23 protein-coding genes, 1 tRNA gene and 1 pseudogene are annotated in these 25,242 nt (G+C 72.1%); 7 read left to right on the top strand and 18 right to left on the bottom strand.

Going from position 1 to position 25,242, the window contains the following annotated elements; all coding sequences use genetic code 11:
* Positions 1–4 precede the first annotated feature (4 nt).
* The 3 genes and pseudogenes from ORI94_RS24170 to ORI94_RS24160 form a co-directional block, all read right to left on the bottom strand.
* Positions 5–386 (bottom strand): annotated as a pseudogene (locus ORI94_RS24170) (helix-turn-helix domain-containing protein); the annotation flags it as partial.
* Between the two features lie 233 nt (positions 387–619).
* Positions 620–961, bottom strand: coding sequence for a beta/gamma crystallin domain-containing protein (locus ORI94_RS24165; RefSeq protein WP_266079233.1), 342 nt, complete (start codon positions 959–961; stop codon positions 620–622).
* Positions 962–1,232: 271 nt separating this feature from the next.
* Positions 1,233–1,685 (bottom strand): GNAT family N-acetyltransferase, encoded by a 453-nt coding sequence (locus ORI94_RS24160; RefSeq protein WP_266079230.1) that lies wholly within the window; start codon positions 1,683–1,685, stop codon positions 1,233–1,235.
* A 256-nt stretch (positions 1,686–1,941) separates the two neighbouring features.
* On the opposite strand from ORI94_RS24160, the gene ORI94_RS24155 reads away from it, so the two are divergent.
* Complete coding sequence (locus tag ORI94_RS24155; protein ID WP_266079228.1) at positions 1,942–2,709, top strand: response regulator transcription factor; 768 nt, start codon at positions 1,942–1,944, stop codon at positions 2,707–2,709.
* Here the strand turns inward: ORI94_RS24155 and ORI94_RS24150 are convergent.
* Positions 2,668–3,165 (bottom strand): MarR family winged helix-turn-helix transcriptional regulator, encoded by a 498-nt coding sequence (locus ORI94_RS24150; protein ID WP_266079226.1) that lies wholly within the window; start codon positions 3,163–3,165, stop codon positions 2,668–2,670. The two genes, ORI94_RS24155 and ORI94_RS24150, sit on opposite strands and share 42 nt — an antisense overlap.
* A 193-nt stretch (positions 3,166–3,358) precedes the next feature.
* Positions 3,359–3,724, bottom strand: a complete 366-nt coding sequence (locus ORI94_RS24145; protein ID WP_266079224.1) for a VOC family protein — start codon at positions 3,722–3,724, stop codon at positions 3,359–3,361.
* 91 nt (positions 3,725–3,815) lie between these two features.
* Between ORI94_RS24145 and ORI94_RS24140 the strand changes: the two genes are divergently transcribed.
* Positions 3,816–4,763 (top strand): helix-turn-helix transcriptional regulator, encoded by a 948-nt coding sequence (locus tag ORI94_RS24140; protein WP_266079222.1) that lies wholly within the window; start codon positions 3,816–3,818, stop codon positions 4,761–4,763.
* Between the two features lie 22 nt (positions 4,764–4,785).
* On the opposite strand, the gene ORI94_RS24135 is transcribed toward ORI94_RS24140, so the two are convergent.
* Both ORI94_RS24135 and ORI94_RS24130 read right to left on the bottom strand, forming a co-directional pair.
* Positions 4,786–5,430, bottom strand: coding sequence for a dihydrofolate reductase family protein (locus tag ORI94_RS24135; RefSeq protein WP_266079220.1), 645 nt, complete (start codon positions 5,428–5,430; stop codon positions 4,786–4,788).
* 113 nt (positions 5,431–5,543) lie between these two features.
* Positions 5,544–5,975 (bottom strand): hypothetical protein, encoded by a 432-nt coding sequence (locus ORI94_RS24130; protein ID WP_266079218.1) that lies wholly within the window; start codon positions 5,973–5,975, stop codon positions 5,544–5,546.
* Between the two features lie 86 nt (positions 5,976–6,061).
* On the opposite strand from ORI94_RS24130, the gene ORI94_RS24125 reads away from it, so the two are divergent.
* The gene (locus tag ORI94_RS24125; protein WP_266079216.1) at positions 6,062–7,087 is read left to right on the top strand and encodes a trans-aconitate 2-methyltransferase; all 1,026 of its coding nucleotides are present in this window, start codon (positions 6,062–6,064) and stop codon (positions 7,085–7,087) included.
* A 234-nt stretch (positions 7,088–7,321) separates the two neighbouring features.
* Here the strand turns inward: ORI94_RS24125 and ORI94_RS24120 are convergent, their stop codons facing one another.
* The 3 genes from ORI94_RS24120 to ORI94_RS24110 are packed head-to-tail and all read right to left on the bottom strand — an operon-like array spanning position 7,322 to position 10,216.
* Entirely contained in the window at positions 7,322–8,497 is a 1,176-nt protein-coding gene (locus tag ORI94_RS24120) for a CaiB/BaiF CoA transferase family protein (protein WP_266079214.1), read from the bottom strand.
* A 7-nt stretch (positions 8,498–8,504) separates the two neighbouring features.
* Positions 8,505–9,182 carry a TetR/AcrR family transcriptional regulator gene (locus ORI94_RS24115; protein ID WP_266079212.1) on the bottom strand — a complete coding sequence of 226 codons (678 nt, stop codon included), beginning with the start codon at positions 9,180–9,182 and terminating at the stop codon, positions 8,505–8,507.
* Positions 9,179–10,216, bottom strand: coding sequence for an acyl-CoA desaturase (locus ORI94_RS24110; protein WP_266079210.1), 1,038 nt, complete (start codon positions 10,214–10,216; stop codon positions 9,179–9,181). Before ORI94_RS24110 ends, ORI94_RS24115 begins: the two co-directional genes overlap by 4 nt.
* Before the next feature lie 291 nt (positions 10,217–10,507).
* On the opposite strand from ORI94_RS24110, the gene ppc reads away from it, so the two are divergent.
* Positions 10,508–13,249 (top strand): phosphoenolpyruvate carboxylase, encoded by a 2,742-nt coding sequence (ppc, locus tag ORI94_RS24105; RefSeq protein ID WP_266079208.1) that lies wholly within the window; start codon positions 10,508–10,510, stop codon positions 13,247–13,249.
* A gap of 81 nt (positions 13,250–13,330) precedes the next feature.
* Here the strand turns inward: ppc and ORI94_RS24100 are convergent, their stop codons facing one another.
* From ORI94_RS24100 to ORI94_RS24075, 6 genes are all read right to left on the bottom strand, one after another.
* Entirely contained in the window at positions 13,331–13,819 is a 489-nt protein-coding gene (locus ORI94_RS24100) for a hypothetical protein (RefSeq protein WP_266079206.1), read from the bottom strand.
* A gap of 63 nt (positions 13,820–13,882) precedes the next feature.
* Entirely contained in the window at positions 13,883–14,485 is a 603-nt protein-coding gene (pth, locus tag ORI94_RS24095) for an aminoacyl-tRNA hydrolase (RefSeq protein WP_266079204.1), read from the bottom strand.
* A gap of 145 nt (positions 14,486–14,630) precedes the next feature.
* Entirely contained in the window at positions 14,631–15,218 is a 588-nt protein-coding gene (locus ORI94_RS24090) for a 50S ribosomal protein L25/general stress protein Ctc (RefSeq protein ID WP_266079202.1), read from the bottom strand.
* A 240-nt stretch (positions 15,219–15,458) separates the two neighbouring features.
* Complete coding sequence (locus ORI94_RS24085) at positions 15,459–16,439, bottom strand: ribose-phosphate diphosphokinase (RefSeq protein WP_266079200.1); 981 nt, start codon at positions 16,437–16,439, stop codon at positions 15,459–15,461.
* A 153-nt stretch (positions 16,440–16,592) separates the two neighbouring features.
* The gene (glmU, locus tag ORI94_RS24080; protein WP_266079198.1) at positions 16,593–18,041 is read right to left on the bottom strand and encodes a bifunctional UDP-N-acetylglucosamine diphosphorylase/glucosamine-1-phosphate N-acetyltransferase GlmU; all 1,449 of its coding nucleotides are present in this window, start codon (positions 18,039–18,041) and stop codon (positions 16,593–16,595) included.
* Between the two features lie 130 nt (positions 18,042–18,171).
* Positions 18,172–18,247, bottom strand: a tRNA-Gln gene (locus ORI94_RS24075).
* Positions 18,248–18,594: 347 nt separating this feature from the next.
* Between ORI94_RS24075 and ORI94_RS24070 the strand changes: the two genes are divergently transcribed.
* Positions 18,595–19,914, top strand: coding sequence for a sensor histidine kinase (locus ORI94_RS24070; RefSeq protein ID WP_266079196.1), 1,320 nt, complete (start codon positions 18,595–18,597; stop codon positions 19,912–19,914).
* A gap of 90 nt (positions 19,915–20,004) precedes the next feature.
* Here the strand turns inward: ORI94_RS24070 and ORI94_RS24065 are convergent, their stop codons facing one another.
* Complete coding sequence (locus ORI94_RS24065; protein WP_266079193.1) at positions 20,005–20,538, bottom strand: SUKH-3 domain-containing protein; 534 nt, start codon at positions 20,536–20,538, stop codon at positions 20,005–20,007.
* Between the two features lie 123 nt (positions 20,539–20,661).
* Positions 20,662–21,177, bottom strand: a complete 516-nt coding sequence (locus ORI94_RS24060) for a YwqJ-related putative deaminase (RefSeq protein WP_266079190.1) — start codon at positions 21,175–21,177, stop codon at positions 20,662–20,664.
* Between the two features lie 354 nt (positions 21,178–21,531).
* Here ORI94_RS24060 and ORI94_RS24055 point away from each other — a divergent pair, with 354 nt between their 5' ends.
* Positions 21,532–22,518, top strand: a complete 987-nt coding sequence (locus ORI94_RS24055; protein ID WP_266079188.1) for an SMI1/KNR4 family protein — start codon at positions 21,532–21,534, stop codon at positions 22,516–22,518.
* 9 nt (positions 22,519–22,527) lie between these two features.
* Positions 22,528–25,092, top strand: a complete 2,565-nt coding sequence (locus ORI94_RS24050) for an SUKH-4 family immunity protein (RefSeq protein ID WP_266079186.1) — start codon at positions 22,528–22,530, stop codon at positions 25,090–25,092.
* Positions 25,093–25,242: the final 150 nt, after the last annotated feature.

The following is a 25,242-nucleotide window of genomic DNA, read 5'->3' as shown; positions in this document are numbered from 1 at the left end:
ACTCCTCGGCCCGGCCGTCGCCCACGCGGTCGCACTCGGCGAGGGTCCCGTCGAGCAGGACGTACTCCGGTTCATGCTCGCGCAGGGGCCTTCAGCAGGCCAGGCGCCTGGGCAGCCAGGAGGCCGATCACCGCGGCGGTGCAGGCGTGGGCGGTGCCGACCGAGATCCCGAAGCCGGCGGCTGTCCGGGCCAGGGTGTCGTGCTTGCGCAGATACACCAGAGTGACGAGCGCGCGTGGGTGCGGCGGGAGCTTGCAGCGGCGGTCACCCTCGCGGGTGACGATGAGTATGGTTACCCACTCCACCAGCGCATGGGGCAGGTCGACTGCCCCATGCGCTGGTGGACCAACGAGGCACCTGAGCTGATGAGTTGAGACTTCGAACATCTCCCTCAACGGCACAGGTGCCTAGTGCGTCGTGCCCTCGACGGCGTCACCCCACCGGTGACCACTCTGAAAACGCTCAATGAACCCATCGCGGCGACGTCATGCAGCCGTGTGGACAACTGCAGCTGCGGCCCGGCCGCGCCCCCGCCTCCGCGACACGGTGGGTTCCAGAACCGAGTGCCTGCGCCCTCGCTGACGAGGACCCGCTGTCACCTCGTTTGCGGCGACGGGCGCTACCAGATCCTGATTTTCGTGATCTTGTGGATGGGCTCACCTGGAATGTTACCGAAATGCCACTTGTCCACGGTCGCGCTGGTCGCCGGCGCGCCCAGCCTCGGCACGTACTCCAACGTGACCTTGTTGTCTCCGGTCCAGATCCGGTCCACGCCGTAGATCGCCACGCTCTGCACGCCGGCGTTGGCGAAGCAGAGGGAGCCGCCTGCGTTGTGAAGCGACAGGAGACCCAGTCCATTGCAATCGGTGCGGTTGATGGCGGACGCCGACGAAGCAGGCAGCACAACGGCCATGGCTCCGGCCGCCGCGACTACCGCGAGGCGTGTGATGAAGCGCTTCACTGGTGAGTTGTTCCTTCCATGGTGGTGTGGTGCCGCCGAGGGCCACAGCGCACGGCGGCATCGCAGGGACGCACGCGCCTCCCATCAGCGCAACGTGGGAGAAGGCGCTCCCGTTCACCACTTGAGCGCCTTTCCTCGGACGCGGTCGCGATCTCCCTCCACGTCTGTTGGCCTCTCGCCCGAAGGCGCGTCTCCACGCTCCCGGCAGAGCGCCGGAACCGGTCGCGCCCCGGCGGTTCGGAGCCCGGACGGTCCGACGAGCCCCGACGTCTCACCCCAGCGGCTTGACCAGCGTGTACTCGGTGATGCCCGGCGGGTAGTCCGGGATCACGCAGACCACCTCGTAGCCGTGGCGCCGGTAGAACTCCGGGGCCTGGAAGTCCCAGGTCTCCACGCGGGAGGAGCGGCAGCCGCGGGCCGCGGCGAGGCGTTCCGCCTCGGTCAGCAGGAGGGTGCCGAGGCCCGCTCCGCGGTGGCGTCCGTCGACCCACAGGTACGTCACGTGCAGCCAGGTCGCCCAGGTGTGGCCGACCAGGCCGCCCGCGAGACCGCCGGCCGGGTCCGACGCCCACACGTGCAAAGGGGAGTCGCGTTCCTGTGGGGTTCCGCGCAGCGCCCGCAGGACCGGCGACGCCGCCGTGTTGGTGTCCCGCAGCCGCCTGCGGAGCAGATCACGTCGGGCCTTGTCGACTTCAGTCTCCAGACGAAACATGCGGCTCACCATAAACGCGCAGGAGCGCAAGTTCTGCAAAGAGGCTTCCGCTCCCGGCCCCCGTCCGTACTCTGATGGGCAACGCCGGTGGGGGCCGGCGCCGTTCAGGGGGCGAGGCACCCGGGTACGCGATCCGGGGCGGGGCGGCGGGGACGTGCGGCGGCGGCCGGGCGGCTTCCGGCGACCCGTCCCGGTGCCGGTGCCGTCCTCCGACTCCGACGCCAGAGGTAGTCCCCTGCTCTGCGGAGAGCATGGGGGAGGGGGTTTCGTGCAACGTGTCCGAGTCCTGGTCGTCGACGACCACCGCATCTTCGCCGAGTCGCTCGCCGCGGCCCTGGCCGCCGAGCCGGACGTCGAGGTGTCCGCGGCGGGCAGCGGCCCGGCCGCACTGCGCTGCCTGGAGCGGGCCGCCGGTGAGGGGCGGCGGTTCGACGTCCTGCTCGTCGACGCCGACCTGGGGGGCAGGGTGCCGGCCGGCCGGTCCGCCGTACCCGTCCAGGCGGGCGACGAGGACGGCCCGGTCGACGGGACGTCCCTGGTCACCGGGGTGCGCTCGGTCCACCCGCAGGTACGGATCGTCGTGCTCGCCGAGAAGGACGATCCGCGCCGCGCCGCGCTCGCCCTCCAGGCCGGCGCCGGCGGCTGGGTCGCCAAGGACTGCTCGCTGAGCCGGCTGCTCACCGTCGTGCGGGGCGTGCTGCGCGACGAGACGCATCTGCCGCCCGCCCTGCTCACCGGGGTCCTGCGCGAACTCACCACCGCCCGCAAGCACCGCACCGAGAGCGAGCGGCTCGTGGAGTCCCTGACCCCGCGCGAGCGGGAGGTGCTGCGGTGCATGGTCGCGGGCCTGGGGCGCAAGGCCGTCGCCGAGCGCCTGTACCTGTCCCCGCACACCGTCCGTACGCACATGCAGAACGTGCTCGGCAAACTGGGCGTGCACTCCACCCTCGCCGCCGTCGCCCTCGCCCGGCGGGCGGGTGTCGGGCCCGTCGACCTAACCGGGGGTGTTGTCGAACGGGGCGGTCAGCTGGCGTAGCAGGCTCGCCAGTTCGGCGCGTTGGGCGCGGGGGAGTTCGGCGAGGATCGCCCGCTCCTGCGCCAGCAGCCCGGCCAGCGCCTGGTCGCCGCGGTCCCGGCCCTCGTCCGTGAGGCGGACCAGGACCCCGCGCCGGTCGTTGGGGTCGGGCAGGCGCTCCACCAGACCCTTCTTGGTCAGGCGGTCGATGCGGTTGGTCATCGTGCCCGAGGTGACCAGCGTCTGCGTGAGGAGCTGCCCCGGCGAGAGCTGGTAGGGGGCGCCCGCGCGGCGCAGCGCGGTCAGGACGTCGAACTCCCAGGGCTCCAGACCGTGCGCGGCGAAGGCCAGTCTGCGGGCCCGGTCCAGGTGCCGGGCGAGCCTGCTCACCCGGCTGAGCACCTCGAGCGGTTCCACGTCGAGGTCCGGGCGCTCCCGGCGCCATGCTGCGACCAGCCGATCGACCTCGTCCTCCATGACGATCAGTGTAGTGGTTGTGTCGACGTGAAGTCTCTTGACATCAAGTTTCTTGACGTCGGAGTGGGAGGTGCGGAGCGGCGGGCGCCCGTCAGTCCGGTCGCCGGCCGGTGGCCGATCTCCGGGAGACCCGCGCCCGCGTCCGCGCCCGCCGGGATCCCGGCGGGCGCGGACCGGTCCCGCCGGCCTGCTGTCAGTCGACGGGGGCGACCCGGATCAGGTTGCCGTCCGGGTCCGCGACGACGAAGGTGCGCCCGAACACCTCGTCGCTCGGCTCGCTGACCACTCGGACCCCTTTCCCCGTCCACCTCGCGAACCGGCGGTCGATCGCCTCGGGCCCGCCGGGCAGCATGAGACAGACCTCGCTGGTGCGCGGCACTGCCGGGGTGGGGCCGTCGGTCTGCCCGCTCCACAGCGCGAGGTCCGCGCCGCCGCCGAGGCCGAAGGCGATGTACGCGGGGCTCTGGAAGGTGGGTTCGATCTCGAGGAGGTCCGCGTAGAAGCGGGCGGCTTCCGGCGCGTCGTTGACGTAGACGATGAACGCGATCGAGGACGACATGGCTCGCTCCCTGGGTCGGTCTGACCGGACGACTGGAGCATGCGCGTCATACATGACGGATCCCGTCACGTTTTCTGGGATTCTCCCTCCCGTGACTCCGGATCGTTTCTTCTCGTTGTTGCTGGCGCTGCAGTCCCGGGAGACCGCGACGACCGCCGAGCTGGCGGCTCAAGTCGGCGTGTCGGTGCGTACCGTCCTCAGGGACGTGCAATGGCTGCAGGAAGCAGGCTTCCCCCTGCTGGTCCGGCGCGGCCGTGGGGGCGGGGTGACACTTCTGCCCGGTGGGCTGCTCGACACGGCACGGCTCACTCCGGGCGAACGGGACCATCTCGCGCTCTACGGCCTCGACGACATGCAGCGCGAGCAACTGGGAGCCACGGCCGACACCCGGCGCGCGCACCAGAAGGTGCGCCCGAGACTGCGTCCGTCGGCCGGTGACGTACTGCCGCTGAGCGCGGTCGTGACCACCGACAACAGGCCCTGGTACTTCCGGGACGCCGAGGGTCTGCCTCCGGCGGCACTGGTGGGCGACCTGCGGCGCGGCGTGCGGTTGCGTATCCGCTACCGCAGACCCGACGAGGAGGAGCCCACGTGGCGGGTGGTCGACCCCTACGGCCTGCTGGCCAAAGCCGGCCGGTGGTATCTCGTCGCCGACTGCGCGAGCCGTCCGCGCCTCTACGTGCTGGAACGGCTCGTCGACTGGGAGCCGATGCGGGCGGCCGGCCGGCTGCGTCCGGGCGCGACCCTGAAGGGTGTCGCAGCAGAACTGACGGCACGCTGGGAGAACCCGGACTCCTTCCAGATCCACGCCGAACTCGACCTGGACCGGGTGGGTCTGGCGAGGCGCGTCCTCGGCCGCCGGCTGACCCTGCGGGAGGCCGCGGGGGCGCACCGGGTGGCCATCACGGTGAGCGGTCGGGGTGTGGAAGACGTCCGCCTGCTCCTGCAGTTCGGCGCCAGCGTCACCGTGACCGGCCCCGCGGAAGCCCGGGAGCACATCCGGCGACTCGCCGCGCAGGTCCTTCAGGGGTATTCCTAGTGCTGTGACCGCGTAGCTCGCGTCACCTTCGCCAGAACAGGTGATGCGTCACGCCGCTCGGGCTGGGCACGACCTCCAGGTGGAACCGGTCGAGCAGTTCATCGGGGGTCTCCCACAGGCGTAGTCCGGACCCGAGCTTTACCGGCGAGACCGCCACATGCAGGGTGTCGACGAGGTCGGCATCAAGGAACTGCCGGATGGTGGTGACCCCGCCGCCGAGTCGGACGTCCTTGCCCTGCGCCGCTTCCCGCGCCCGTGCGAGGACCGTGGCCGGGGCGCCGTCGACGAAGTGGAACGTGGTGTCGGAGAGCGTGAACGACGGACGCTCGTGGTGAGTCATGACGAACACCGGGGTGCGGAACGGGGGCTCCTCCCCCCACCAGCCGCGCCACTCATGGTCGCTCCAGGGCCCGCGCCGGGGCCCGAACTTGTTGCGGCCCATGATCTCGGCACCGATGTCGCGTGCGAAGTCTCGCGTGAAGTAGTCGTCGAGGCCCCGGCTCCCCCCGGGATCCGTGCGCATGGGCCAGCTCGCCGTGGCTCCGGCCCAGGCGAACAGCCTCTCGGGATGGTCGTAGCCGAACGGCCGCTCGAGACTCTGGTGCTCACCGGCACCGATTCCGTCACTCGAGACGTTGAAGTTCATGACTTTCAGCAGTTGATCCACGTGTTTCCTCGTCAGGTCCTGTCGCATCATGGTGTGGCGGGGCGCCGCACATCATGACGTCGAACGGGACGTGGCCGGATCGACAGCAGCCCGCAACTTTTTTCCAAGGCGCGTCAGGAAGCGGCCTCGTCGGCGGTGGGGCCGTAGCGGACGCGGACGGCATCGGGGTGGCCGGGGTGGCTGCCGCGACCACTCACATGCGTGCGACGGACGTCACCGCCCATCCAAGGAGTGTGTCTCGTACATGCGTACCGCGACCAGCAGGCCGGAGGCGGCGGCGATGGCCCAGATGGCGGTGGTGAGGCTGTAGGCGTCGGCGAGGGCTCCGGCGAGGAGGGCGCGACGGCGAAGCCCCCGTCGCGCCACAGGCGGTAGACGCCGACGGCGCGGGCGCGCCAGGCGGGGTGGGCGACGTCGCCGATGACGGCGAGCAGGGTGGGGTAGACCAGGGCGGTGCCGATGCCGAGGAGGACCTGGGCGGTGGCCCAGACGCCGAAGGTGGTGCCGGCGGCGACGAGGGCGATGGCCGCTGCCTGCAGGAGCATTCCGGCGGTGATCAGGTGCTTGCGGCCGAACCCGTGTACCTGGACTGGAACGCCACCACCCCGTGCACCCACGGGTGGGCGGGGCGATGCGCCCGTACCTGGCGGACCGGCTCGGCAACCCCTCCACCTTCCCGGCCCCGGAGGGCGCCGTCGGGGCGGGCGACCGCCTCCGGACCGTCTCCCTCACCGACCTGCTTCCCGAAAGCCGCGTCCGGGCCGACCATCGACTCGGCACTGAGCACACCGAACCACTCAGGCAGAACGACCGAACTCCAGGAGGCTCCGCGCCCGTGGTCACCGACTCCCTCTGGGACCCCGCCCAGTACCTGCGGCACACCGGTCACCGCACCCGCCCCTTCCTCGACCTCCTCGCCCGCGTCCCCGCACTCCCCGGCGATCCGCCCCGCATCGCCGACCTCGGCTGCGGCGCCGGCAACGTCACCGCGCTGCTCGCCGAGCGCTGGCCGCGCGCCCGCGTCACCGGCTACGACAACTCGCCCGAGATGCTCGGCACGGCGGAGGCCGGCCACGCGGGCCCCACCCCCGGCGGCGGCCGGATCGGCTTCGCCCGCGCCGACGTCCGCACCTGGGCGCCCGGGCCGGGCCGGCCGTACGACCTGATCGTCAGCAACGCCGCCCTGCACTGGATCCCCGGACACGCGGACCGGTTCGCGCACTGGGTGGCGGGTCTCGCGCCCGGCGGCACCCTCGCCTTCCAGGTGCCCGGCAACTTCGACGCCCCCAGCCACACCCTGCTGCGCGACCTCGCCGCCTCCCCGCCCTGGCGCGACCGCCTGGACGGCGTCCTGCGGCACGACGGCGCCGTGCTCCGGCCGGAGGCCTACCTGGAGCGGCTGACCGGCCCCGGCTGCACCGCCGACGTGTGGGAGACGACGTACCTTCACCTGCTCCAGGGGGAGGACCCCGTACTGGACTGGGTCAAGGGCACCACCCTGCGCCCCGTCCTCACCGCCCTCGCCGACGACCCGCGGGCACGCGACGCGTTCCTCACCGCCTACCGGTCCGCCCTGCGCGCCGCCTACCCGGCCGGGCCGCACGGCACCCCGTACCCCTTCCGGCGCGTCTTCGCCGTGGCCCGGAAGGGGGAGTGATCCGGCTCGGGGGGTGCGGTCCGGATGGGTGACGGGGACATGGATCACATCGTCAATGGATCACATCGTCATCGACGACGTACCACACGCGGTGGTCGCCGACGCGCAGGCGGCGGGCTGCCGGCCCACAGGCGGCGGAGCTGGTGGGGGCGAGGTTCCTCGGCGAGGCCGTCGACCGCTTCGTGGACGGAGGCCGGCCCGGCCGGATCGTCCCGGAGGAACCGCGCGGCCCGTTCACACGACCCCGTCCGCGACGAGCGCGTCGACGGCGTCCTCGGACAGGCCCAGCTCGGTGAGGAGGGAGCGGGTGTGCTCGCCCAGTGCGGGGACGGCCTCCATGCGGGGCGCGCCCCCGGTCGGGCCCGGCGGGGCCAGTGCCGGGACGGGGCCGGCCGGTGTCGGCACCTCGTGCAGGCGGCCGCGCGCGGCCAGCTGCGGGTGCTCCCACACCTCGGCGAGGGTGTTCACCCGCGCGTTGGCCACGGGCACCGCGCTGAGCAGCTCCGTCGCCTCGGTGCCGGACAGCTCCGTGAACCGGGCCGCGATCAGCCGCCCCAACGCCTCCCGATGCGTGTTGCGGGCCGCGTTGTCCGCGTAGTGCGGGTGGTCGGCCAGCTCCGGGCGCTCCAGGAAGACCTCGCAGAACCCGCGCCACTCGCGTTCGTTCTGCACCGCCGTCATGACGACCCCGCCGTCGCCCGCGGTGAACGGGCCGTACGGGTAGATCGTGGCGTGGGCGGCGCCCGCCCGGGGCGGCGGCCCGGCACCGTCGAAGGCGTAGTACAGCGGGAAGCCCATCCACTCCACGGTGGCCTCCAGCATCGACACGTCCAGATGCGTGCCCTGCCCCGTCCGCCCCCGTTCCAGCAGCGCGCCGAGGACCGAGCTGTAGGCGTACATCCCGGCGGCGATGTCGGACACCGGGATGCCCGCCTTGGCCACGGAGTCCTCCGTGCCCGTGACGGACAGCAGCCCCGCCTCGGACTGCACCAGCAGGTCGTACGCCTTCAGCTCCTCGTAGGGGCCGGGGGCGCCGTAGCCGGAGATGTCGCACACGATCAGCTCCGGGTGCTCCGCCCGCAGCTGCCGAGCGCCGAGCCCGGCCCGGGCCGCCGCCCCCGGGGCCAGGTTCTGCAGGAAGACGTCGGCCCCCGCGATCAGGCGGCGCAGCAGCTCCGCGCCCCGCGGGTCCTTGATGTCGAGGGTGAGGGACTCCTTGTTGCGGTTCACCCACACGAAGTGCGAGCTCAGCCCTCGTACACGGGTGTCGTAGGCCCGGGCGAAGTCCCCCGTCCCGGGACGCTCCACCTTGATCACCCGCGCGCCGAGGTCGGCGAGCTGACGGCTCGCGTAGGGAGCGGCGATCGCCTGTTCGAGCGAGACGACGGTGATTCCCCGGAGCGGCTGCATGCGTGCCCTAGTTCTTCCGGTGCCCGATCAGCCGGGGCTTCTGCTCCAGGCCGTCGAGGCCGTGCCAGGCCAGGTTGACCAGGTGCGCGGCCACCTCCGCCTTCTTCGGTTTGCGGACGTCCAGCCACCACTGGCCGGTCAGCGCCACCATCCCGACCAGCGCCTGCGCGTACAGCGGAGCCAGCTTCGAATCGAAGCCGCGGTTCCTGAACTCGCGGCCCAGGATGTCCTCCACCTGCGTGGCGATGTCCGAGATGAGGGAGGCGAAGGTGCCCGTGGACTGCGGGATCGGGGAGTCGCGGACCAGGATGCGGAACCCGTCCGTGTACTCCTCGATGTAGTCCAGCAGCGCGAACGCCGCCTGCTCGCACAGCTCCCGCGGATGGCCCGCGGTCAGCGAACCCGTCACCATGTCCAGCAGACGCCGCATCTCGCGGTCCACCACCACCGCGTACAGGCCCTCCTTGCCGCCGAAGTGCTCGTACACCACCGGCTTGGACACCCCGGCCTTCGCCGCGATCTCCTCCACCGACGTGCCCTCGAAGCCCTTCTCGGCGAACAGGGTGCGGCCGATCTCCAACAACTGCTGACGGCGCTCCGCGCCGGTCATCCGGGTGCGGCGGGCACGCCGCGGCCTGTCATTGCTCGGGGTGCTGCTGGAGTCGGTCGCCACGGCGACCATCATGCCGCCTCGGCCGCCTCCCGCCCCCGCCGGGAGTCGCCTTCCCCGGTGTCACGACGCGAATCGATACGCGAGCGTGACGGCCAGCGTACGTCGTACGCCCAGCCCAGCTTCTCGAACCAGCGGATCAGCCGGGCACTCGAATCGACCTGCCCCCGCTCCACACCGTGCCGCGCGGACGTCGGATCGGCGTGATGCAGGTTGTGCCACGACTCGCCGCAGGACAGCACCGCCAGCCACCACACGTTGCCCGAACGGTCCCGCGACCTGAAGGGCCGCTTGCCCACCGCGTGGCAGATCGAGTTGATCGACCACGTCACATGGTGCAACAACGCCACCCGGACGAGTGACCCCCAGAAGAAGCCCGTGAACGCACCCCACCAGGACATCGTCACCAGACCGCCGATCAGTGCCGGCAACGCCAGCGACACCCCCGCCCACAGCAGGAACTGGCGGGAGATCGCGCGCAGCGTCCGGTCCCTGATCAGATCCGGCGCGTACTTGTCCTGCGGAGTCTGCTCCTCGTCGAACATCCAGCCGAGATGAGCCCACCACAGGCCTTTCATCAGCGCCGGCAGCGACTCCCCGTACCGCCACGGCGAATGCGGGTCGCCCTCCGCGTCCGAGAACTTGTGGTGCTTGCGGTGGTCCGCCACCCACCGCACCAGCGGGCCCTCCACCGCCATCGAGCCCGCCACCGCCAGCGCGATCCTGAGCGGCCGCTTCGCCTTGAACGAACCATGCGTGAAATGACGGTGGAAACCGACGGTGATGCCGTGGCAGCCGAGGAAGTAGAAGAACACCAGCAGACCGAGATCCAGCCAGCTCACCCCCCAGCCCCAGGCCAGCGGCACCGCCGCCAGCACCGCCAGGAACGGGACGATGATGAAGACCAGCAGCGTGATCTGCTCGACCGAACGCTTGCGCTCCCCGCCCAGCGTGGCGGAGGGGACGGCTGCGGAATCGGCGCCGGCTCCGGGGCCGGAGGACGGCGGCTCCTTCGAGGCGTCGTCAATGACGTCAGGACGTGAGGTCATACGTGTCCCCTGTGGGGTATGAGGGTTGAGGGTGGCACCGGGTCACCGGAACCGGGCAGCACTTCCTACGGGACCGTAACCTACGGCATCGTAAGTATGGCAGCGCGTGGACCGGCGGCAAGAACCCACGAGCCTGCGCTTCCCGGCCGCCACCTATCCTGGAAACCGGTCGGACAGCGCGGTCCGCTCTGATTTCTTCCCGTATGCCCGGCCCGTATGCGGCGCCAGCCGCCCGAGCCGCCGTCCGGGTTCCCCTCCAGACCAGCTTCAACACTGCAAGGAGCCGCACCTGTGAGCAGTGCCGACGACCAGGCCGTGTCCACGGCGACCACAAGCAGCGAACTGCGGGCCGACATCCGCCGCCTGGGTGACCTCCTCGGAGAGACCCTCGTCCGCCAGGACGGTCCCGAACTCCTCGACCTCGTCGAGAAGGTCCGCCGACTCACCCGCGAGGACGGCGAGGCCGCAGCCGAACTGCTGCGCGGCACCGAACTCGACACCGCCGCCAAGCTGGTCCGCGCCTTCTCCACCTACTTCCACCTGGCGAACGTCACCGAGCAGGTGCACCGCGGCCGCGAACTGCGCGCCCGCCGCGCCACCGAGGGCGGCCTGCTCGCCCGCACCGCCGACCGCCTCAAGGACGCCGATCCCGAGCACCTGAGCGAAACCGTGCGGCACCTCAACGTCCGCCCCGTCTTCACCGCCCACCCCACCGAGGCCGCCCGCCGCTCCGTCCTCAACAAGCTGCGCCGCATCGCCGCCCTCCTCGACACCCCCGTCATCGAGAGCGACCGGCGCCGCCTCGACACCCGCCTCGCCGAGAACATCGACCTCGTCTGGCAGACCGACGAACTGCGCGTCGTCCGCCCCGAACCCGCCGACGAGGCCCGCAACGCCATCTACTACCTCGACGAACTCCACGCCGGCGCCGTCGGCGACGTCCTCGAGGACCTCACCGCCGAACTCGAGCGGGCCGGCGTCACCCTCCCCGACGACACCCGCCCCCTCACCTTCGGCACCTGGATCGGCGGTGACCGCGACGGCAACCCCAACGTCACCCCCCAGGTCACCTGGGACGTCCTCATCCTCCAGCACGAACACGGCATCAACGACGCCCTGGAGATGATCGACGAGCTCCGCGGGTTCCTCTCCAACTCCATCCGCTACGCCGGCGCCACCGAGGAACTGCTGGCCTCCCTGCAGGCCGACCTCGACAACCTCCCCGAGATCAGCCCCCGCTACAAGCGCCTCAACGCCGAGGAGCCCTACCGGCTCAAGGCCACCTGCATCCGCCAGAAGCTCGAGAACACCAAGCAGCGCCTCGCCCAGGACACCCCCCACCAGGCAGGCCGCGACTACCTCGGCACCGGCGAACTCCTCGCCGACCTGCGGATCATCCAGACCTCCCTGCGCGAACACCGCGGCGGCCTCTTCGCCGACGGCCGCCTCGCCCGCACCATCCGCACCCTCGCCGCCTTCGGCCTCCAGCTCGCCACCCTCGACCTGCGCGAACACGCCGACGCCCACCACCACGCCCTCGGTCAGCTGTTCGACCGGCTCGGTGAGGAATCCTGGCGCTACACCGACATGCCCCGCGAGTACCGCACCAAGCTCCTCGCCAAGGAACTCCGCTCGCGCAGGCCCCTCGCCCCCACCCCCGCACCCGTCGACGCGGCCGGCGAGAAGACCCTCGGCGTCTTCCAGACCGCCAGGCGCGCCCTCGAGATCTTCGGCCCCGAAGTCATCGAGTCCTACATCATCTCCATGTGCCAGGGCGCCGACGACGTCTTCGCCGCGGCCCTCCTCGCACGGGAGGCCGGACTGATCGACCTCCACGCCGGCTGGGCGAAGATCGGCATCGTCCCCCTGCTGGAGACGACGGACGAACTCAAGGCCGCCGACACCATCCTCGAGGACATGCTCTCCGACCCGTCCTACCGGCGCCTCGTCGCGCTGCGGGACGACGTCCAGGAAGTCATGCTCGGCTACTCCGACTCCTCCAAGTTCGGCGGCATCACCACCAGCCAGTGGGAGATCCACCGCGCCCAGCGCCGACTGCGCGACGTCGCCCACCGCTACGGCGTACGCCTGCGCCTCTTCCACGGCCGCGGCGGCACCGTCGGCCGCGGCGGCGGCCCCACCCACGACGCCATCCTCGCCCAGCCCTGGGGCACCCTCGAAGGCGAGATCAAGGTCACCGAACAGGGCGAGGTCATCTCCGACAAGTACCTGATCCCCGCCCTGGCCAGGGAGAACCTCGAACTCTCCGTCGCCGCCACCCTCCAGGCGTCCGCCCTGCACACCGCGCCCCGCCAGTCCGACGAGGCGCTCGCCCGGTGGGACGCCGCCATGGACGTCGTCTCCGACGCCGCCCACGACGCCTACCGCAAGCTCGTCGAGGACCCCGACCTCCCCGCCTACTTCTTCGCCTCCACCCCCGTCGACCAGCTCGCCGACCTCCACCTCGGCTCCCGCCCCTCCCGCAGGCCCGACTCCGGCGCCGGCCTCGACGGACTGCGCGCCATCCCCTGGGTGTTCGGCTGGACCCAGTCCCGCCAGATCGTCCCCGGCTGGTACGGCGTCGGATCCGGCCTCAAGGCCCTGCGCGAAGCCGGCCTCGACACCGTGCTCGACGAGATGCGCGAGCAGTGGCACTTCTTCCGCAACTTCATCTCCAACGTCGAGATGACCCTGGCCAAGACCGACCTGCGCATCGCCCGGCACTACGTCGACACCCTCGTCCCCGACGAACTCAAGCACGTCTTCGACACGATCAGGGCCGAGCACGAACTCACCGTCGCCGAAGTCCTCCGCGTCACCGGCGAGCCCGGACTCCTGGAGGGCACGCCGGCCCTCAAGCAGACCTTCACCATCCGCGACGCCTACCTCGACCCCATCTCCTACCTCCAGGTCGCCCTCCTCAAGCGCCAGCGCGACGCCGCCGCCGCCGGCGACCCGGCCGACCCGCTGCTCGCCCGAGCCCTGCTGCTGACCGTCAACGGTGTGGCGGCGGGCCTGCGCAACACCGGCTGACCCCGGCGACACGGCACAGGCGACGAGACGGCACGACAGAGGTGCCCCCGAGCCGTACGGCTCGGGGGCACCCGTGCGTCCTCACCCCGTCAGGAACGCCGCCGTCACCAGCGCCACCCCCGAGACCCCCATCACCCACGCCACCCGCGTCCGCAGCAGCCCGCCCGCCACCACCACCGACGCCAGCATCAGCGCCCCGCCCAGCGGCACCCACGCGTACAGAACCCCCGCGGGACCGGAACGGACCACCTCTTTCCCGTCCGGCTTCACGACGACGGTGTACGTCCGCCCCTGCGCCACCGTCGCGTCGTTCTCCAGAGCGACCTCGGCCCGCGGCTGCGACCCCGGCGACGACGGCGTGTACGCCCCCGTACAGGTCCGCTCGCCGCAGGACGCCACCGTGACCGTCCCCTGCTCGCGCCCCTTCGTCAGCATCGCGTACTGCGCCGTACCCCACGACCCCCGCACACCCGCGACCAGGATCAGCACGGCGACCGTGCCCATCACCGCGAACCGGCCGAAGCGCAGCACGGCGGACGGACCCCGGGAGGACGAGACGGCAGAAGGCATGGCCGAGATCTTTGGCCATGCCCTTGCGGTCGGTCAACTCCGTGCGGGGTCCGACGAGGACCGTCAGGAGTTGTACGTGCCCTGCGCCCGCTCCAGACCGTCGAGCACCAGACACTCCACCGCGTCCGCCGCCCGGTCCACGAAGTAGTCCAGCTCCTTGCGCTCCGCGGACGAGAAGTCCCGCAGCACGTAGTCCGCCACCTGCATCCGTCCCGGCGGCCGGCCGATCCCGAACCGCACCCGGTGGTAACCCGGGCCGAACGCCTTCGTCATCGACTTCAGCCCGTTGTGGCCGTTGTCCCCGCCACCCAGCTTCAGCCGCAGCGTCCCGTACTCGATGTCCAGCTCGTCATGGACCGCCACCACCTGCGCCACCGGCACCTTGTAGAACTCCCGCAGCGCGTTCACCGGCCCGCCCGACAGATTCATGAACGAGGTCGGCTTCGCCAGGACCACCCGGCGGTTCGCCGGCCCCGGTGGCCCGATCCGGCCCTCCACGACCTGCGCCTGAGCCTTCCCGGCCCGCTTGAACCGGCCCGAGATCCGCTCCGCCAGCAGATCCGCCACCATGAATCCCACGTTGTGCCGGTTCCCGGCGTACTCCGGCCCCGGATTGCCCAGCCCCACGACCAGCCAGGGGGCCGCCGCATCGGTCGTCACGTCCATGTCTCCCTCGTCCCGCTTCCGCTTCCGCGTCCGCGTCCGCGTCTCGTCCTCGGTCCCGTCCCCGTACACGCGTCGGCCGCTGCCCCCGTACGGGAACAGCGGCCGACGCGCAGTGAAGACCGCGTAGCGAAGACTACGAGGAGGATCAGGCCCCGGCGGCCTCGTCCCCGTTGCCCTCCGCGGCCTCCTCGGCCTGCGCGGACAGGACCTGCAGCACCACGGTGTCCTCGTCCACCGCCAGCGTCGTACCGGCCGGCAGCTTCACGTCCTTGGCGAGCACCGCGTCACCGGCCGTCAGACCCTCGATCGAGATGGTCACGCCCTCCGGGATGTGCGTCGCCTCGGTCTCGACCGGCAGCGCGGACAGGACGTGCTCCAGCAGGTTGCCGCCCGGCGCCAGCTCGCCCTCGGTGTTCACGAAGATCTCGACGGTGACCTTCTCGCCGCTCTTGACCTTCAGCAGGTCGACGTGCTCCAGGAAGCCCTTGATCGCGTCACGCTGCACGGCCTTCGGAATCGCCAGCTGGCTGCCCTTGCCGTCGATGACCAGATCGATCAGCACGTTCGGCGTACGCAGCGCCAGCAGCAGGTCGTGGCCCGGCAGCGTCACGTGCAGCGGCTCGAGGCCACGCTCGTACACCACGCCCGGAACCTTGCCCTCACGACGGATACGACGCGCCGCGCCCTTGCCGAACTCGCTCCGCGTCTCCGCGTGCAGCTTTACCTCGGACATGCTCACCACTCCTCGAAGTCAGAAACCGCTGGGGATACCCCCCGCTCCGTGGAGCTTGGGGAAGGTCACCCGGCCACGAACGGCCTGCTACGAAGAGCGCGTCGATAACGGACCGCCGTACTCCACCCCTCGCGAAGCGGTACGGCCTCCCTCGCCGAGCAACTGGAGCAGTCTACTCGGACAGGGAGGCCGTACCCAAAACGATCAGCCGGGGCGCCGGCGGAACCCGGAGCGGGACCCCTACCGCTCGTCGAACAGGCTCGTCACCGAACCGTCCTCGAACACCTCGCGCACCGCGCTCGCGATCGTCGGCGCGATCGACAGCACCGTGATCTTGTCCAGGTCGCCGCTCAGCTCACCCGGCGTCGGCAGCGTGTCCGTGAACACGAACTCGCTCACCCGGGAGTTCTTCAGCCGGTCCGCCGCCGGACCCGACAGCACGCCGTGCGTCGCCGTCACGATCACGTCCTCCGCGCCGTGCGCGAACAGCGCGTCCGCCGCGGCGCAGATCGTGCCACCCGTGTCGATCATGTCGTCCACCAGGACGCACACGCGGCCCTTCACCTCACCGACGACCTCGTGGACCGTGACCTGGTTCGCCACGTCCTTGTCCCGCCGCTTGTGCACGATCGCCAGCGGCGCACCCAGCCGGTCGCACCAGCGGTCCGCCACCCGTACGCGCCCCGCGTCCGGCGACACCACCGTCAGCTTCTCCCGGTCCACCTTCGCGCCCACGTAGTCCGCCAGCAGCGGCAGGGCGAACAGGTGATCCACCGGGCCGTCGAAGAAACCCTGGATCTGGTCCGTGTGCAGATCCACCGTCAGTACCCGGGTCGCTCCCGCGGTCTTCATCAGATCCGCGATCAGGCGCGCCGAGATCGGTTCACGCCCACGGTGCTTCTTGTCCTGCCGCGCGTAACCGTAGAACGGCACGATGACGGTGATCGACCTCGCCGACGCGCGCTTCAACGCGTCGATCATGATCAACTGCTCCATGATCCACTTGTTGATCGGCGCCGTGTGGCTCTGGATCAGGAAGCAGTCCGCCCCACGGGCCGACTCCTCGTACCGCACGTAGATCTCGCCGTTGGCGAAGTCGAAGGCCCTCGTCGGCACCACCCCGACACCCAGCTGGCGGGCGACCTCCTCGGCAAGCTCGGGGTGGGCGCGGCCGGAGAAGAACATCATCTTCTTCTGGCCGGTCGTCTTGATCCCGGTCACAGCACTATCTCCTCAGAGGTGTCGCAGAAACTCGCGGCTCGACGGCGAGAGGCCCCCCGGACCGCTCAGGCGGTACACGAAAGGTCATCTCACCTGATGGGGTGCGGATGTGCACTTATCACGATACGACGACTCTGGCGCACCGTTTTCCGGTCAACCCTGCTCGGCCGGCCCCTGGGCAGCCTCCTCCGCGGCCCTCGCGGCAGCGCTCCCCGGACGCTTACGGGCCACCCAGCCCTCGATGTTCCGCTGCTGGCCCCGGGCCACGGCCAGCGAACCGGGCGGCACGTCCTTCGTGATCACAGAGCCGGCGGCAGTGTAGGCACCGTCCCCGACGGTGACAGGTGCCACGAACATGTTGTCCGACCCGGTCCGGCAGTGCGACCCGACCGTCGTGTGATGTTTGTCCTGCCCGTCGTAGTTCACGAACACGCTCGCCGCACCGATGTTCGAGAACGCGCCGATCGTCGCGTCCCCCACATACGACAGATGCGGAACCTTCGTCCCCTCGCCGATCGACGCGTTCTTCGTCTCCACGTACGTGCCGATCTTGCCCTTGCGGCCCAGCCGCGTCCCCGGACGCAGGTACGCGTACGGCCCCACCGTCGCCTCCGGACCCACCTCCGCACCCGACGCCACCGTGTTGTCCACCCGCGCCCCGGCGCCCACCCGCGTGTCCGTCAGCCGTGCGTTGGGGCCCACCTCGCACCCCTCGGCGAGATGCGTGGCGCCGTGCAGCTGCGTCCCCGGATGCACCACCACGTCCCGCTCGAACGTCACCGTGACGTCCAGCCACGTCGTGGCGGGGTCGACGACGGTGACCCCGGAGAGCATGGCGTCGGTCAGCAGCCGGTCGTTGAGGATCCGCCGTGCCTGCGACAGCTGCACCCGGTTGTTGATCCCCGCGATCTCCCGGTGGTCGCCCGCCACCGACGCGCCCACCCGGTGCCCCGCCTCGCGCAGAATCCCCAGTACGTCCGTCAGGTACTCCTCACCCTGGCTGTTGTCCGTCCGCACCCTCTTCAACGCGTCCGCCAGCAAAGCCCCGTCGAACGCGAACACACCCGAGTTGATCTCCCGGATCGCCCGCTGCTCCTCGGACGCGTCCTTGTGCTCCACGATCGCCGTCACCGCGCCCGAGGCCGCGTCCCGCACGATCCGCCCGTACCCCGTCGCGTCCGGCACCTCGGCCGTCAGCACCGTCACCGCGTTCCCGTCCGCGGAATGCGTGGCCGACAGCCGCCGCAGCGTCTCACCGGTCAGCAACGGCGTGTCCCCGCAGACCACGACCACGGTCCCGTCCACGGAGCCGCCCAGCTCCTCCAGCCCCATCCGCACCGCGTGCCCGGTGCCGTTCTGCTCCGCCTGGACGGCGGTACGGACGTCGGGGGCGACCTCGGCGAGGTGCGCGGTCACCCGCTCGCGGGCGTGCCCCACGACGACGACCAGGTTCTCCGGCTCCAGCTCACCGGAGGCGGCCAGTACATGGCCCACCAGGGAACGGCCGCAGAGGTCGTGCAGGACCTTCGGGGTGGCCGACTTCATACGGGTGCCCTCACCCGCTGCGAGAACGACGACGGCTGCCGGGCGATTGGCGCTCACAAGGATGCCCTTCGGCTGTGAGGGGGAGGGGGACATCCGCAGGATACCGGGGTGTTTCGAGGCGGACACGCGTGCGGGCCCTGACCGGGGGGCTGACCGGTCAGGGCCCGCACGGGGTCTTGCTGCACTGTGGCTCCCCCGCAAGGATTCGAACCTTGTCCTACTAGATCCAAAATCTAGTGTGCTGCCAGTTACACCACGGGGGACGGCGACTCAGACCTTACCGGAGAGGTGCTTGCGCGTGGGTCACGATGGCGCCCCGTCCCCCTCGACGCGGAGGTACGGCTCACCGCTCTGCCGCACGGCGAGGACGAGGCACCCGCGGTGGTGGCCACCTGTTCCCCGAGGGCTTCGGAATCGGCGTACGTGCCCGGTGCGTACGTCACGGACAGGCCGTCCGGGCGGAACGCGGGCTTCCGGACTCGGGCGGCGTGCGGCTCGGCAGCGCGAGGGATTTCGGGGTGTACCGCACCTGAACGGTCACGGGATGCGGTGGGAGCCAGTCGGGGAAAGTCCCCGGAAATCCGGCACCGGGCGCCTTTAGGGTGGAGGCATGACCGCGACGGGGGAAGAGCATGTGACGGCCTGTGGAGGGCCGTGGTGGTGGGGCAGACGGCGTAGTGCCGTGCTGGATGTGGGCCTTGCGGTGGTGTCCGCGCTGGAGTGCGGGCTGGAGGGGGTTCCGTTCGCGCGGGACGCGGGGATCCCGGTGGCCGCGGGGGTGCTGTTCGGGTTGCTGGCGGGGTCGGTGCTGGTGGTGCGGCGGCACTGGCCGATCGCCGTGGTGCTGGTGGTGATCGCCATCACACCGGCGCAGATGGGCTTCCTGATGGGCCTGGTGGGCCTGTACACGCTGGCGGCCTCGGAGTTGCCGCGCCGGATCATCGCGTCGCTGGCGGGGATGTCGCTGGTGGGGACGTTCATCGTGACGCTGGTGCGGGTGCGGCAGGACATGGCGCGGGGGGAACTGGACCTGGGGGACTGGTTCGTTCCGTTCGCGTCGGTCGCGACGTCGGTGGGGCTGACCGCGCCGCCGGTGCTGCTGGGGCTGTACGTGGGGGCACGGCGGCGGTTGATGGAGAGCCTGCGGGAGCGGGCGGACAGTCTGGAGCGGGAGCTCCAGTTGCTGGCCGAGCGGGCCGAGGAGCGGGCCGAGTGGGCGCGTAACGAGGAGCGGACGCGGATCGCGCGGGAGATGCACGACGTGGTCGCGCATCGGGTGAGCCTGATGGTGGTGCACGCGGCGGCGTTGCAGGCGGTGGCGCGCAAGGATCCGGAGAAGGCGGTGAAGAACGCCGCGCTGGTGGGGGACATGGGCCGGCAGGCGCTGACGGAGTTGCGGGAGATGCTCGGGGTGCTGCGGTCCGGCGGGGACGGTGCGGGGCGCAGGGCGGGGGCGGCGTTGCCGCTGGCGGCGGTGGGCGCGGCGGCGGCCGCGGCGGCGTCGCGGGCGGTGAGCGAGGAGGGGCCCGGTGGGGGTGAGGGGCCGAGCCTGTCGGAGATAGACGAGCTGGTGGGGCAGTCGGCGGCTGCGGGGATGGTGGTGGCTCTGTCGGTGGAGGGGGAGGGCCGGTCGTACGCGGGAGTGGTGGAGTCGACGGCGTACCGGGTGGTGCAGGAGGCGCTGACGAACGTGCACAAGCACGCGCCGGGGGCGAAGACGTATGTGCGGCTGGCGCACCGGGTGTCGGAGATCGCGATGCAGGTGGAGAACGAGCCGCCGCCGGAGGCGGGGTCCTCGGCACGGCTGCCGTCGGGCGGGAACGGTCTGGTGGGGATGAAGGAGCGGGTGTCGGCGCTGGGCGGGGTGTTCGTGTCGGGGCCTACGGACGCGGGGGGTTTCCGGGTGTCGGCGGTGATTCCGGCGTCGTAGGGCGGCCGGCGACGGCGGCTGGTGAGCGGCCGGCGTGGCGGCCGGGTGTCCGGCGGGCACGGCCCGGTGACCGGCGGGCGTGGCGGCCGGTCAGCCTGTGGTGAGGCGGGTGGGTTCGGTGCCGGAGACGAGGGCGGTGAGGCCCTGGTCGATGTCGTGGCCGAGGTACCAGTCACCGGTGTGGTCGAGGGCGTAGACGCGGCCTTCGGTGTCGATGGCGACGAGGGTGCGGGTGTCGGGGTCGGCGCCGACGGGGCAGACCTCGGTGTGGAGTGCGCGGCCCAGGTCGCCGAGGGTGCGGGCCATGTGGAGGCCGTGGAGGGGGTCGAGGTGGAGGGTGGCGGGGGCGAGTTGGCGGCCGGGACCGGTGGGGGAGATGTGGAGTCCGCCGAATTCGGCCCAGGCCTCGACGGCGGCGGGGAAGACGGTGTGGCGGTGTCCTGCCGGTGAGGTGTGGTCACGCAGGGTGTCGGCCCAGATCTCGGCTTGCCCGATGTCCCAGCGCCCCGGCTGCCAGCCGGCGGCGCGCAGGGCGGCGGCGACGGGGGCGGGGAAGCGGTGGGAGATTACCCCCGGTCCGGGTGGGGCCGGGTGGTCGGGGGAGGGTGCGTGGTCGGTGCGCATCTGCCGTTCGTTCGTTCGTCGTGGTGGTGCGGCCGGTGGGGTGTGGGGGCCGGCCGGGTGGCGGTGGTGCGTGGGTCAGGGGTGGGTACGGACCGGGCGTACGGAATCACTCACCGGGCGGGTTCACCCGGGGTCGACGACGCGGACGCCGAAGTGGGCGGTGAGGGCGGTGCAGGCCCGGCAGGGGGCGGCGTAGCCGCCGTGGAGGGGGTCACCGTCCTCGCGGATGTGACGGGCTGTGAGCTTGGCGTGTTTGAGCGCTTTGCGCGCTTCGCCGTTGGTCATGGGTCTGCGCGCGGCGCGTTTGCTGCGCGCGGAGTCGGCGGCGGTGAGGTGCCGGGAGATGAGGATCGTCTCGGCGCAGCGGCCGGTGAAGCGGTCGCGTTGGCCGCTGGTGAGGGTGTCGAGGAAGTCCTGGACGAGGGGGTGCAGTTCGGGGGGTCTGTCGGCGCGGGCGGCGGTGCCGGTGAGGGTGGTGCCGCGGATGGAGAGGGCGGCGGCGATGGTGGGCAGGATGCCGTCGCGGCGGTGGTGGAGGAGGGGGGTGCGGGCGGCGGTGCTGCTCCAGCCGATGCGGGGGTCGCCGCCGCGCGGGTCGGCGGGGTGTCCCGCCGGTGCTCCTGCTTGAGTCATGTTCATGATCGCCTTCCCCTCCTGTGCATCCCCCGGAAGCTCACAGAGTGCCAAACGGCGCGGCTGATGGGGAAGCTGGGGCGGGGCGACACGCCCGGGTTTGGGCGAGCTGTCACGGGAGGGTGACGTTTGGTCACGGAAGCGGACGGGCGGGCGACCGGCGCCCGGTGACCGGTGCCGTCGTACCGCATAGGCTGTTGGTGTCGCGATTCCTGCGGTGAACCGTGCGGACGGCGTGCGGGGAGCCGGTGGGGGTGGCGGCGGCAAGCAGTCGAGACAGACGTGACAGTCGAATACGCTCCGTGACGGCACGATGGTGGTCGGCGCGGTTCGTACAGAGTGCCGCAGGGGGCAACCGCCATGACGACAGGTCGGCTCGGGCAGAGAGCCGTGCCGCCGAATGCGGCCTATGCCGGGCAGGTCGTGCACTTCCCGGATCCGGTGCGGGCGGCCCGTCACCCGAGAGGGGTGCGGGTGGACGAGCGCGGTTACCCCGATTTCTCGCCCTACGCGCGTGTGGCGGCGGAGATCGCGGAGCCGCCGGAGGGCTTCGGCGTCGACGAACTGCGGCTGACGGACTACGTGTCGGCGAACGCGGCGCTGGCGGCGACCGGTCACGAGCTGTGGGGCACGGTGCCCGCGGTGGCGACGCCGCACGGCTGGACGTGGCACCACGCGGTGGCGTCGCGGCGGCTGGAGCTGGTGCCGGTCGAGGTGAAGGCGCTGCTGCGGCACCACGGCGGGCTGGTGACGTCGGGCGTGGACCAGGAGAAGCGGGGCACGCGGCCGTTGCAGGAGACGCGTCCGGCGCACTTCCGGCTGCCGAAGTCGGGGCTCGCGGTGACCGAGGCGCAGGTGCTGAACGTCGAGGAGGACCTCGGCTACCGGCTGCCCGGCGCGTACCGGTCGTTCCTGAAGGCGGCGGGCGGTTGCGCGCCGGTGGGCACGGCGCTGGACGCCGAGCTGGGCCTGCTGGTCGACCAGCCGTTCTTCACGGTGCGGGACGAGGCCGCGGTCAACGACCTGGTGTACATCAACAAGTGTCTGCGTGATCACCTGACCAAGGACTATCTGGCCGTCGGTTTCGTCCAGGGAGGTCTGCTGGCGGTGAAGGTGCGGGGCGACCGGGTGGGTTCGGTGTGGTTCTGCGCCTACGACGACGCGCGGGACGTGGATCCGTCGTGGCCGCCGGCGGAGCGGGTGGAGCGGCTGCTGCTGCCGTGCGGGGACGACTTCGACGCCTTCCTGGCCCGGCTGGCGGGGTCGCCGCCGGAGCTGGAGACGGTGGCGAATCTGATGGTGGACGGCGGCTTCGCGCAGGTCGTTCCGGTTGCTGCGGGGGAGTGAGGTCCGGCGATGGTGACGTTCGCGCAGGCGCAGGAGCGTGCGGAGGAGTGGGTCAACGGGGAAACGCCGTCGTATCAGCACCGTGAGGTGCGGGTGCGGGAGTTCGGCCTCGGGTTCGTGGTGTGGGCGGAGGACCGCGAGGACGGGCCGCGGTCGGACGGCGGTGGCCAGCGGCTGGTGATCGCCCGGGACAGCGGTGAGGCGACGCTGTGGCCCGCGCTGGCGGTGGGCGAGGTGATCCGCCGGTACGAGGAGGAGTACGCCCGTACGGATGAGGCGGAAGGGCCGGCGCCGGCGGCTCCGGCGCGGGTGGACCTGAATCAGACGTCGTTCCTGCTGAGTCCGCCGGAGTGGTTGCAGGAGGCGGCGGACCGGCTGGGCATTCCGGACCGGCGGGGGGAGACGTCGGACGGTTCGGAGGATGCGGCCGGGGCGGCGGGCGGGTCCGGCGGGTCCGGTACGGCCGGTTCCGGTACGGCTGGGTCCGGGGCCGCGGCTGCCGGTGCCGCGGTGCCGGGTGCGCCGGCGGCATCCGGGAGTGGCGCCGCCTGGCCCGCTGCCGGAGGGGACGGCTCCCCGGCGGGCACCGGTGCGGGCACTCCGGCCGGGGCGACGCCGTGGGCCGGTACGGACACGAACGCCGACGCCGGTGAGGACGGTTCGGTGCCGCTCCCGGTCACCGTGTTCGCGCCGCCGTTGAGCGAGTCCGACGAGGACACGCCGCCGCCCTCGGCGTCGGCGGCGGACGCACCCACGGCGCTGATGTCGGGGGGCAGCCAGCTGCCGCCGACGGCGCTGACGCCGGCGCTGCAGGACGCGGACGCGCAGACTCCGCCGGATGCGCCGGAGGTTCCCGGTACGCCTCCGCCGGCGCAGGACGCCGCGGACATCGCCGACGCCGCGACCGGCAAGGCGGCGCCCCCGCGCCGCCCCGCGGGTCCGACGCCGCCGCCTCCGCCGGGCCCCCCGGGCCCCCCGGGTGCGCCGGGTGCGCCGGGCGGTCCGGCGGGCGGGTACGTGCCGACGCAGATGGTGTCGTCCCTGGGGTCCAACGGCCTCGGCGGTTTCGACGGCCAGGGAGGTCCGGCAGGCCAGGGAGGTCCCCCGGGCGGTCCGCAGCCGCCCGGGGCCCCGGCGCCTCCGCCCGGTGCCCCGCCGGTGCCGGGCACGCCGCCCGGCGGTGTCCATCACGCCGTGACGATGTTCGCCGACCCCGGCCGACCGGGTGCCGGTGCGCCGCAGCCTCCCGGGCCTCCCGGTGTTCCGGGTGCGCCGCGGCCTCCAGGGCCTCCCGGCGCCCCTGGCGCCCCTGGCGCCCCGGGTGCGCCGCATCCGCCCGGCGCTCCGGGGGTTCCGGGGGCCGCGGCGGGCGGGCGTGGTCCCGTGCATCACGCGGAGACCGTGCTGGCGGGCACTCCCGTCGGTGGGCCCGGTACGCCTCCGCCGCCCTCGGCCCCCGGTGGCCCGGGTGTGCCGCCGCCTCCCGCCCCGCCGGGGGTGCCCGGCGGGATGCCGCCCGGGATGCCGGGTGCGGTGCCGCCGGGTGTGCCCGGACCCGGTCGGCCACCGGCCTACGGCTATCCGCCGCAGCCGGTCGGGCAGCCGACGGTCGGTCCCGGCTATCAGGCCGTGCTGCGCTACCGGGCGCAGGACGGTTCCGAGCAGCAGCTGATCCGGCGTTCGGCGCCGGGCACGCCGCATCCGGAGTGGCAGATCTTCCACGAGCTGCGGGCGATGAACGTGCCGCCGGACCAGGTGCTGGAACTGCACACGGAGTTGGAGTCGTGCGAGCTGCCGGGCGCGTACTGTGCGCGGATGATCCGGGAGCAGTGGCCGCAGGCGCGGATCACGAACATCGCGCCGTACGGCACGGATCATGCGAGCCGGCAGCAGGGCATGCAGCAACTGCTCGTCCATCAGGGCGAGTTGCACCAGGTGGCGGACGGGCCCGCCCGGCCGGCGCCGGTGCGCGCGCCGTTGGCGCCGGTGCAGCCGGCGCCGCCGCTCCCGCCGGAGGCCGTCGGGCAGGAGCTGGCGGGGGCGTTCGGGCCGGGGGTGTTCCGGTTCGAGCAGCAGGCGGTGTCCCGGCAGGGGGTGCCGCCGGTGGTGGCGCACACGCTGGTGGTGGCCGGGCTGCCGCTGGACATGGGCCCGTTCTTCTGGGCGCAGGCCCAGCCGGGCCGTCCGGTGCCGACGCTGGCGGAGCTGGCCGCGGAGCGGGGTGTGCAGCCGGCGTCGGACGCGGGCTCGTACCTCGTCATGGGCAGCGACTTCGGCAAGGCGATCTGTGTGCAGTACGGCACGGCGAACATCGTCGCGGTGCCGGTGGAGGCGGGACCGGGCGGTGCGCCCGTACCGCCGCAGTTCGTGAACACGGGGCTGCCGGAGTTCGCGCGTTGTCTGGCGTTGCTGGGGCGGATGTGGCGGCTGCGGTTCGGGCTGAACCAGGAGCAGGCGGGCCGCTGGACCGTCGACTTCCAGATGCAGCTGGCGGCGCTGGATCCCGCGGCGCTCGGTTCGCCGGAGAGCTGGTGGTCGGTGCTGCTGGAGCAGATGTGGGACGGGCTGCTCTGATCCGTCGTTCCCGTTTCCGCCGCTGAGGCGGAGGGCGGGGCGGGGGGGGGGGGGGCGGCGGGGGCCGGCGGGGTCCGCGCCCCCCGCCGCCCCCGGCCGCCCGTCCGTGTGCCCCGCCCTTCGCGGCCGCGGACGTTTCCCCAGGCCCGT

It is taken from the genome of Streptomyces sp. NEAU-W12, from assembly GCF_026242095.1.
Lineage (GTDB): Bacteria > Actinomycetota > Actinomycetes > Streptomycetales > Streptomycetaceae > Streptomyces.
Note: the sequence above shows the minus strand (reverse complement) of the source record. Positions and strands in the feature narration are given on the sequence as shown.